Source organism: Loigolactobacillus zhaoyuanensis, assembly GCF_003946385.1.
Classification (GTDB): Bacteria; Bacillota; Bacilli; order Lactobacillales; family Lactobacillaceae; genus Loigolactobacillus; species Loigolactobacillus zhaoyuanensis.
Map to the genome: position 1 here is coordinate 18,077 of NZ_RHOE01000032.1, position 11,263 is coordinate 29,339.

Genomic DNA, 11,263 nt, shown 5'->3' on the forward strand with positions numbered 1-11,263 from the left:
CAGCTAAAATAGATCATAAAAATCGGTATCATCCGCATAGAACGGGCTATTGATTCCTTCAGTTTTCAGCTAAAATAGATCATGCAGCAGGATGTTACTTCGGCAACTGGCGCTATTGATTCCTTCAGTTTTCAGCTAAAATAGATCAAATATATAAATATATATAAAGGGGTAGGAGCTATTGATTCCTTCAGTTTTCAGCTAAAATAGATCTGAAGCCGGCGGCACTTGGAGTACTTTGAAGCTATTGATTCCTTCAGTTTTCAGCTAAAATAGATCAACTTACCAATGACGTCACGGCTAATGCTGGCTATTGATTCCTTCAGTTTTCAGCTAAAATAGATCTATCCGCATAATCTTGAACCGCGGCTGAAGGCTATTGATTCCTTCAGTTTTCAGCTAAAATAGATCGAAATTCAATCGGAACCCACACACGACCAAGCTATTGATTCCTTCAGTTTTCAGCTAAAATAGATCTTGTAAATTCCTAATAGTTCATACTGTCCTGCTATTGATTCCTTCAGTTTTCAGCTAAAATAGATCCGATTGTGTAACGGTAGCTTCAATCTGAGCGCTATTGATTCCTTCAGTTTTCAGCTAAAATAGATCCCAAAGTGGCTGAACCAGCACGCAAGCCACGCTATTGATTCCTTCAGTTTTCAGCTAAAATAGATCTAATTGATAAATATCATTAGATGTTTTAATGCTATTGATTCCTTCAGTTTTCAGCTAAAATAGATCATTGCCATAGCCATCTCTTTGGAATCAAAGGCTATTGATTCCTTCAGTTTTCAGCTAAAATAGATCACGGTATTTTAGTTCCAGTTGTTCCAGCAGGCTATTGATTCCTTCAGTTTTCAGCTAAAATAGATCTGACGACCGCTAATCAAGTGAACTCTAATTGCTATTGATTCCTTCAGTTTTCAGCTAAAATAGATCAGTATGATAAGGGTACTAGCGGTACGGATAGCTATTGATTCCTTCAGTTTTCAGCTAAAATAGATCTATGGTCAACGGTGTCTACACAGATGGCGTGCTATTGATTCCTTCAGTTTTCAGCTAAAATAGATCGCTGGTTTCCCAATGCGGACGATTGTTGGTGCTATTGATTCCTTCAGTTTTCAGCTAAAATAGATCGTTAAATTGGAGGTTAAGGACTGATGATCTGCTATTGATTCCTTCAGTTTTCAGCTAAAATAGATCAATAACGTGCTCCACGAACAAGTCTGGCCTGCTATTGATTCCTTCAGTTTTCAGCTAAAATAGATCGGTGTTATTGATACGGACTATGTTAGCGATGCTATTGATTCCTTCAGTTTTCAGCTAAAATAGATCATAGGGGGTTAATTATGACAACAAGTCAAAGCTATTGATTCCTTCAGTTTTCAGCTAAAATAGATCTCCATTTAACGCCACCCATGACGACGTAGAGCTATTGATTCCTTCAGTTTTCAGCTAAAATAGATCCATCAATGACAAATAAAAAACCCACAATGTGCTATTGATTCCTTCAGTTTTCAGCTAAAATAGATCTACGTGCGGAATCTGTTGCCAGGAACAAATGCTATTGATTCCTTCAGTTTTCAGCTAAAATAGATCTAACCGCTGAAGAAGAAAAACAAGTGATTGGCTATTGATTCCTTCAGTTTTCAGCTAAAATAGATCGGGCAATCCTGATTCAAACCAACGACCATCGCTATTGATTCCTTCAGTTTTCAGCTAAAATAGATCTCGATTGCCATGAACTCACCGGCTGTTGGAGCTATTGATTCCTTCAGTTTTCAGCTAAAATAGATCAAACCTGTTCATCGCCATAACAACCGCTACGCTATTGATTCCTTCAGTTTTCAGCTAAAATAGATCGGCAGTAGACAAGGTGTTCAGCAATGGCCGGCTATTGATTCCTTCAGTTTTCAGCTAAAATAGATCTATGAACCACTGTACCCTCAACGTAGAACTGCTATTGATTCCTTCAGTTTTCAGCTAAAATAGATCCACTGTTTAAGTCTAAGGAGGCAAAATAAAGCTATTGATTCCTTCAGTTTTCAGCTAAAATAGATCTGACATGACACGCTATGGGCGTGCTTACGAGCTATTGATTCCTTCAGTTTTCAGCTAAAATAGATCTGAGAAAGCTATATCTTAACAACGGCGATAGCTATTGATTCCTTCAGTTTTCAGCTAAAATAGATCAACCTTGAATGCCGTCTCATCATCATTGATGCTATTGATTCCTTCAGTTTTCAGCTAAAATAGATCATCTTTTCAGCATTGTCAATGTATGCAATAGCTATTGATTCCTTCAGTTTTCAGCTAAAATAGATCGTAACAACGGCCGTAGACCTATTGTCTAAGGCTATTGATTCCTTCAGTTTTCAGCTAAAATAGATCTCTCAAATGGTTCTCAGCAGATACGTTTTTGCTATTGATTCCTTCAGTTTTCAGCTAAAATAGATCTATTTGACGCAATCAAGACGACGTGGCAATGCTATTGATTCCTTCAGTTTTCAGCTAAAATAGATCAAAATCCATCACTAGGATAGATTGCTGTACGCTATTGATTCCTTCAGTTTTCAGCTAAAATAGATCCAGACAATTGTTTCGGAACTGCTGATGCTAGCTATTGATTCCTTCAGTTTTCAGCTAAAATAGATCAAACTTAACTAATTAATTACGCTTCTATAAGCTATTGATTCCTTCAGTTTTCAGCTAAAATAGATCATCGCAACCAAGTCAGAATCCATTTCTGATGCTATTGATTCCTTCAGTTTTCAGCTAAAATAGATCCCACTCGTCACATGTGGCAACACAAGCGGTGCTATTGATTCCTTCAGTTTTCAGCTAAAATAGATCCTTGGATAGCGTCATCAATTGATGCCATCGGCTATTGATTCCTTCAGTTTTCAGCTAAAATAGATCGTGGAGTCAGATTTAGCCTCATATTTCCAAGCTATTGATTCCTTCAGTTTTCAGCTAAAATAGATCTGGCGGCGTTCAACGCAGTTATGGGGGTTAGCTATTGATTCCTTCAGTTTTCAGCTAAAATAGATCAGCCGTTCAAAACCAGCTTTAGATTTAGCGGCTATTGATTCCTTCAGTTTTCAGCTAAAATAGATCCTCAGCAAATCAAGCAAGGTGATACTGAGAGCTATTGATTCCTTCAGTTTTCAGCTAAAATAGATCGACACACCACGAAACTGTAACGCGTACCAAGCTATTGATTCCTTCAGTTTTCAGCTAAAATAGATCTGAAAACTTTGATTTGACAGTTCTCTATAAGCTATTGATTCCTTCAGTTTTCAGCTAAAATAGATCATAGGTGACCGTCGAATGAGTGGCGCGCCCGCTATTGATTCCTTCAGTTTTCAGCTAAAATAGATCTTATCCAGCAGAAGAGTTAGGGCGGATTCTGCTATTGATTCCTTCAGTTTTCAGCTAAAATAGATCACTTCCAACTGTTCCTTGTTGTAATCGATGGCTATTGATTCCTTCAGTTTTCAGCTAAAATAGATCACAGCAAAAGCCGCGTTAACGATGTTCAACGCTATTGATTCCTTCAGTTTTCAGCTAAAATAGATCACAGCTCAGGCAATCTATCGGGGATTGACGGCTATTGATTCCTTCAGTTTTCAGCTAAAATAGATCAAGCAATTTATTTATATGACACAACTAGTCGCTATTGATTCCTTCAGTTTTCAGCTAAAATAGATCCTGCCGCAGATAAGTCACTAGGTAAAATGAGCTATTGATTCCTTCAGTTTTCAGCTAAAATAGATCGTGACTAGAGATGGTAAGCAGCCAGGCATTGCTATTGATTCCTTCAGTTTTCAGCTAAAATAGATCAGGGTGGCGGTGAAATGCCTGTAACTAAGCGCTATTGATTCCTTCAGTTTTCAGCTAAAATAGATCTGTCACTTACGACGGCGAAGGCCAGATGACGCTATTGATTCCTTCAGTTTTCAGCTAAAATAGATCACCACTACTTGGCTGAAATGGTATCGGCACGCTATTGATTCCTTCAGTTTTCAGCTAAAATAGATCACTGGCGGGATTTGTTGTCGCTATAGTCGGGCTATTGATTCCTTCAGTTTTCAGCTAAAATAGATCAAGCAATTTATTTATATGACACAACTAGTCGCTATTGATTCCTTCAGTTTTCAGCTAAAATAGATCTGTCACTTACGACGGCGAAGGCCAGATGACGCTATTGATTCCTTCAGTTTTCAGCTAAAATAGATCATAGGTGACCGTCGAATGAGTGGCGCGCCCGCTATTGATTCCTTCAGTTTTCAGCTAAAATAGATCAATAACGTGCTCCACGAACAAGTCTGGCCTGCTATTGATTCCTTCAGTTTTCAGCTAAAATAGATCTTGGTGACTGAGCTGGTAACATCTCTCTTGGCTATTGATTCCTTCAGTTTTCAGCTAAAATAGATCATGATAAGACGTTCACACCAGCACCAGCACGCTATTGATTCCTTCAGTTTTCAGCTAAAATAGATCCTCAAATTGTTCAAGGTAAAACTGTTCATGGCTATTGATTCCTTCAGTTTTCAGCTAAAATAGATCTCGCGCTTGTACTTGTCGTAGTACGATGTGGCTATTGATTCCTTCAGTTTTCAGCTAAAATAGATCACCCAATGGGAACGGTTCGACAGTTATAGCGCTATTGATTCCTTCAGTTTTCAGCTAAAATAGATCCGGGAAAATCAAGTCTGACGACTTCATGAAGCTATTGATTCCTTCAGTTTTCAGCTAAAATAGATCCCTAATCAAGAACTAGAAGAAGGTGTGCTAGCTATTGATTCCTTCAGTTTTCAGCTAAAATAGATCCCATCTGACAATGCAATGTGTGAATCTGCTGCTATTGATTCCTTCAGTTTTCAGCTAAAATAGATCTCGACCTCGCTGTAGGCTCGCTTGATGCTGCTATTGATTCCTTCAGTTTTCAGCTAAAATAGATCTAAGCTGCAGCAAGACTTGTGGTACTGATAGCTATTGATTCCTTCAGTTTTCAGCTAAAATAGATCTAATGATCGCTGTACCCAACGCGTCTTTGCGCTATTGATTCCTTCAGTTTTCAGCTAAAATAGATCCAAAATCAGTTCGCCCTTGAAGAAATTGAAGCTATTGATTCCTTCAGTTTTCAGCTAAAATAGATCACGGAAGAACAGTCAAAGCAACAGCCGACCGCTATTGATTCCTTCAGTTTTCAGCTAAAATAGATCGCGGTTGGGCTCCGCTTGGTTACTTGCTGCGCTATTGATTCCTTCAGTTTTCAGCTAAAATAGATCAGATGATGTTGACGAACTTTACGCTGATGAGCTATTGATTCCTTCAGTTTTCAGCTAAAATAGATCTTGGATGGTCATGGTGAAGTGGTTACTGCTGCTATTGATTCCTTCAGTTTTCAGCTAAAATAGATCCTTTATTTGCCTGAGACCTTTTGTTTGCAAGCTATTGATTCCTTCAGTTTTCAGCTAAAATAGATCTTATTATGCGGAGCGGTTTGGCTTCGCTGCGCTATTGATTCCTTCAGTTTTCAGCTAAAATAGATCCGATTAATGAGCCACTACCGGACACTTATGGCTATTGATTCCTTCAGTTTTCAGCTAAAATAGATCCTAGTGCACCAAAAGAGCCCGATATCACGCGGATATCAGGCTCTTTTGCTTGTCTAAAAAGTGGTCATTTGGCCGCTATCAACTTTTTCTTCATTAGGCAGCGGGTCGCCTACTAACAGACGCATTTCATCGAATTGTTTCTCTGTTATAACCAATAATCTCACTGACCCTTTTTCGGGCAAATTATCATCTAGCCGCAGCTCGTATTTTTTTGACATATCATAGCCGTTAACGATGCGATAATAAACCGAATATTGCATCATTACGTACCCTTCACCTAATAAATACTGCCGGAATTTTGCTGCTGCACGCCGATCCTTTGCCTTTACCACTGGTAAATCAAACATAACTAATAAGCGCATATATTTACTACTCATACTCGTGCGCCACTAACGGGATAAGTTCCGGCAACTTTAATCCCGCAGCAGAGTTATTACGACAACAAGTGGTGTACGATGAGACTGATTTATGAACCGCATTACTCAACGAATGGAATTCATTATCAATTCGAACCTCTGTAAATAATAGCTGGAACAACGCCTGCTTATTCTTAGGTGTTAAACCATCCTTTAAATCAACTTGGTGTTCATAAACCCATAAATCGACGTACGCGCGAAACGGCTCAATTAAATCATCAGCTAAATTGAATGGATTTAGCTCGTTTTTATGAAATACGCCAAATGCTGGCTCAAAACCATATGCACAAATATCACGTGCAATGATACCGCGAATAATTGCGTAGCCATAGTTTAAAGCACCGTTCATAACATCTTCGTTTCGCCGATTAAATTTATCACCAAAAAGTCCCATAAAGTAAAGTCGTGCCGCCCGTGATTCCTTAAATGTTTTATCACCCTCAGTAACTTGGGTTGCTAAAAAGTTAAGCTCGGCAATGTTTTTACAGTGATTTAACTCTAAAACCTTAGCCTGATTCTCAATCTTTTGCTTCATCAGTTTCTGCCACAAACGCGCTTTAGTTTTAGTCCGTACATGTAACTGGGATTCTAACGCCTCTAACTTGCGATAATATTGGCCCAGTGGTAAAACAACTGCACACGGCAAATGCTTCTGATCACACGTAAATACTGCTACTTGATGCTCAGCGAGAAAAGACAGCGCTGGTGCTGTGATCGTACATTGTTTATGCTCAATCATGATGCTAGAAATATCTTCTACTGGAACGGTGTAGCGCTCTTCCTGTTGAATTACTAACTGACTTTTAGCAATACTCAGTCGTGCTGGATTTTGAATGTATAAATTCCGAAAAGCCATAATTACTCATCTCGCTTAACAAATGACTGGCGTTTCTTTTCATGCACTTTATGATAACGGCCAAAGTAATCGACTTGGTATTTTTCGAACGTTAATAGTCCAGCGATACCAACGCTCCCAGCTGTATATGAATTATCATGTGCACACACAACGATATTACCATTAGCAATATTAGCACCATTGAAGTACCCATAAAAATCTTTTATAGAACTAATCTCACGTTTCATTTCTGTGTTAGCATACTTAGGCTTAATCCCTTTCTTGGATTCAATATGCACCATATCTCCTGGATACAGAGAAAAACAGAACTTATCATCTTCGGTAATTTGATACCAATCTTTCGCTGACTTTCCTTGTAGCACCGCCTTACTCGGCAGCACCTGGTCAACCGTGTTCTTAACATAAATTGGTATAAACACAAACTTCTTGCCAGTATTAAAGACATCAATTCGTACCATCGAACCATTGTCAGCAGCTGCTTTATTCTTTAGCAGTACCGGTAATGAAGATTTCTTAGCTACTCGGACTTTACGCACTAATTTCTTAGTGCCATGGTCCATATACTCTAAATAGCCCTCTGGGAACGCCAATTCACCAGAACCATTATGAGCCTCTAATACCGTTTTGATTGCTGAATAAACCACCTTATCACCATTATTACTATTCTCGGGATCATAAACACCATCCCCAGTAGCAACCTGGCCTTTGTTATTTAATTTCAGTTTGGCGATGCTTACCCGGCTCAGTATGATTCCTTTTTCATCAAATAATTTGGCACTGCGAATCGTATCTAAATGCACTGGTCCGGATATTTTATGGTTAGCCAAACGAACCACAAATACTGGCTTTAATTTAGCAATTTCAACCGGTGTATACGTATTCCAACTCCTACTTTTCATCATTTCTGCAGGATTATCGGAGATCCGTGCTAATAATTCATCACGAAATTCTGGCCACGGTAACGGGAAACCATTGAAAATTTTATTAAATAAATCGGCATCCACCCGTTGTGCTTCGGCTGCGTATTCAGCGTCTTTAATTTCAGCATCATGCCACAAAGCACGATTATTCTTAACTTCTTGATGTTGGCTATATTTAGTCACCTTTTGGATAAAGGTTGGTGTAATGGCAGCAATTACGGTAGCATCAATAGCGTGATGTAAGTCACCATCTTCGCGCACTTTAAGAAAACCCCAGCGACTACGAATTTTCGAGGTGACTTCACCGTTTAACGGCAAGACGCGTTGCTTTTTTTCTAAATCTGGATTAAATACAATTGCCTGCCGGAAATAATTATAAAGTATCCGAGTAATAAAGCGGGTATCGTTAATATTTCGTTGCTTCCAGTTTTTTTGCTCTTCATCGCTCAACTTCTGCTTCAAAAGCTTTTGTCGTTTACGGGAATTACGAATCACATTATCCGCTACATTAACTAGCGCATTAGTACGCTTTTCGTTATTAGCTAAATAGGCCATCGGAATCTGATTACCTTTTTCACGATTACATTTAGCGCTGGTCAACACTTTATTGGTATAACTATCATCCCAGCTGATACTGTAGGGAATAATATGGTCGACTTCATAACTAGCACTAAACGCACTGCCGAATGGAATCTGATCACCAGTATAAGGATCAATTCCATTTTGTTCCTTGTGTAACTTATAGCGAATAATACTCTGACCATTAACTGGAATGCCTAATTCAGTTAATTCAGCGGCAATTTTATCATTAGTTTGGCGATTCTTATCTTGACGCTTTTGTATATCGCCTCTTTCCTTAAAATTACGACCTAATTCACGCGCTAACTCAATGTTAATGCCATCAGGTTTTCCATAACGACGAATAATTTGCTCAACTACTTTGATAGTTTTGGTTACCGCACGGCGAACAACGGGATTAGCAATTTCTTCACGAATCGTGTCTTTTGAAATTTCCTTTTTGCGGAAATCATAACCAGCGTTGGTTGTTGCCTCACTGTAAACTTGGCCCATTTCCAGATATGGAATAATATTCTGCATTGATTTAATCGATAAATGACCAAATTTAGCAAAATTAAGCGGTAAAAGTTTTTCAATCAAATCATCAGGTAAGTTTAATTCCTCAGCAAAGTAGCGCTGACGTCGTTTATCGCTTGAATATAAAGTTAAGGCAGTGCCGATATGATCTAATAGTTGGCGGCTTTGCCACATTTCTTCTGGTAACACCTTTACTAAATCGTGGTAAGCTTTGAAATTAACAAAATGTGTTTTCTTTTCAACAGTTTCGATTTCCTTTTGCGTTTGTAAACTGCCGTAATTAACCAAGTTAAACCGGGCATCATCTGGTAATTTTAATAGCTTACGTAATTCACCAAAATCGGTTGGTTTATAAGTTTTCGTCGGTTTCTCCGCTTTTGCAAAAACTGCATCAATAATCGCCTGTCGCTCAAGACCATCCAATGTATGCCAAGTATTACCAGTCGTATTTTGATAATTCAAACTAGTCATTTTCTGTAGTAAATTAAAGTATTGAAAGGTATAGGTAGCCTTAGCCGCGCGGTCTTCAGTTGGCTCAAAAATATCTTTACCAACCATTTTTTTGATTTGATCACCGGCATAGGGACCAGCACCGGGACCTTCATCAAAATCGCGCTGCGCCTGAAAAATACCAGCATGATCTGCATTACCTAACAAATAAGTTACATAAAACTCATCAGTCAGCTTTTCATTGCCTAATTCACGCTGCTTATCTAAAATCTGCTTAATTTCATCGACTAGCATTTGTCGATTTGGCGTACTTAAATAGCCCTCGTTGTAGCCCTTATTACGTTTATGCTCACTGTATTTGGCGTCCTTCACATACAATTCACCAACCGTACGATAGCCCTTTTCAGCCATATCTTTTTTGATTGCTTCAATTGAGTTAAGTAACTGGCCCATTTGCTTCTTATCGGCTTCATTTTCTGGATTTAATTCAGCCTTACGATTAGATTTAAACCCGCGGTGGCCAATAAAGAAATAAAGCACACGAAATAATTCATTATTGGTCAAACGACGATCAAGCCCGGCGACACGGAGCTCGTAAACCGAATGATCAGTTTGCGGCTCAGCTAAAATCTGCTCAATCTCAGCTTTAGATAATAAGTCGCTATGTATAAATAATTGTTGTGTCCGTTGTTTACGAAACTTGGTCCGGCGAGTACGCCGCCGTAGTCCCCGTTTTATCCGCCGCGGTTCAGCTAACGAAGCCCCAGTTTTAGGATCTTCAGCCCGCGGATAAATCACGGAGTTTAGTGCCAGAATTTTATATGGTAATCCATTTTTATCTGTTTTTAAAACGGCATAACCCGTTGAAGCGATTCCTACATCTAAGCCTATACGATACCCCATAATAACAACTCCATCTCTTCAATTTATTTTAGTTTAGCACAGTAATAGCGGTTTCAGAAGATGATTGTAGGACAAATTCTATTTATAATGAATTTTTGGTAAACTATTTTTTTGAATAATCAGTCACTGAGGACGATTTAACTGTCATTTTTTAGGTTTCGGCTAAAATAGATCTTGTCATTTATTTACTTATCCCGCTCGAACGATATATTAAATTGTTCTTCATTTTTTTATTTCATCAAATATTTTCTGCACCTCTAGATCATATTCGTAATAATGTCTTGAATTTATATTTTAAGTGCAACAAAAGAGACTCATGCTGTAAAACAGTGTTGTGAAAACAATCAACCGGGCAACATCGATTTTTAGTCTTGAATTATCACAGAATAAGCAGGTCTGTTTACCTTTCATTGCTTAACTGGTTCGGTATTTATTCTTAAATCTACAAGGGTCACAGAAGGGATTCCCACACACTTAAAATTAGAGAAATTATTATTTAAGAGCCGTTACAGCACAATCCACCGCGGCATATATTCAAGCTTACTTATCCAAGCACGCTCATCATAAGGTGTTAGAGGTGTGGCCAGAAAACTTAGACACCATGGTAAATTACATCACAAAAAAGGTCATGCAGCACGCCGTGGTAAAATTCTGATATTGCATACAATCCAAGAATATCTAAATTTATTAACAAACATGTCACTATTGGCTATCGGAAGCTTGATACTGTGGCTGGAAAAATAGGCCATTCTTATTTAGTAACGATGGTTGATTGCTGCTCTAGATATTTAATTTTTAATAATCCCAAATTGCAAGAACAAATTAGCCACACGATAAATCCTATTAAATCAGCCGGATTTACAATGTAAGTGCAACACCAAAATAACTAGACCAAAAAGGCCATGAAGCCTTAAACTTATAAGTGACAAAACCAATAAGTTAGGACGGACTTCATGACCCAATCTAAAGATACCATCAAAAAATCTTATAAGCAACTAT

The 11,263-nt window shown here is 38.4% G+C and carries 3 protein-coding genes and 1 CRISPR repeat array (1 of these 4 only partly in view); all 3 genes read right to left on the reverse strand.

What is annotated here, in order from left to right; genetic code table 11:
- A CRISPR array of direct repeats spans window positions 1-5,624; the repeat unit is 36 nt; unit sequence GCTATTGATTCCTTCAGTTTTCAGCTAAAATAGATC (it extends 4,368 nt beyond the left edge of the window).
- A 53-nt stretch (window positions 5,625-5,677) separates the two neighbouring features.
- The 3 genes from cas2 to cas9 are packed head-to-tail and all read right to left on the reverse strand — an operon-like array spanning window position 5,678 to window position 10,264.
- Window positions 5,678-6,001, reverse strand: a complete 324-nt coding sequence (gene cas2, locus EKM76_RS07825) for a CRISPR-associated endonuclease Cas2 (RefSeq protein ID WP_125550133.1) — start codon at window positions 5,999-6,001, stop codon at window positions 5,678-5,680.
- The gene (gene cas1, locus EKM76_RS07830) at window positions 5,994-6,896 is read right to left on the reverse strand and encodes a type II CRISPR-associated endonuclease Cas1 (protein WP_125550134.1); all 903 of its coding nucleotides are present in this window, start codon (window positions 6,894-6,896) and stop codon (window positions 5,994-5,996) included. The genes cas2 and cas1 overlap by 8 nt, the downstream gene beginning before the upstream one ends.
- A 2-nt stretch (window positions 6,897-6,898) precedes the next feature.
- The gene (gene cas9, locus EKM76_RS07835) at window positions 6,899-10,264 is read right to left on the reverse strand and encodes a type II CRISPR RNA-guided endonuclease Cas9 (protein WP_125550135.1); all 3,366 of its coding nucleotides are present in this window, start codon (window positions 10,262-10,264) and stop codon (window positions 6,899-6,901) included.
- Window positions 10,265-11,263: the final 999 nt, after the last annotated feature.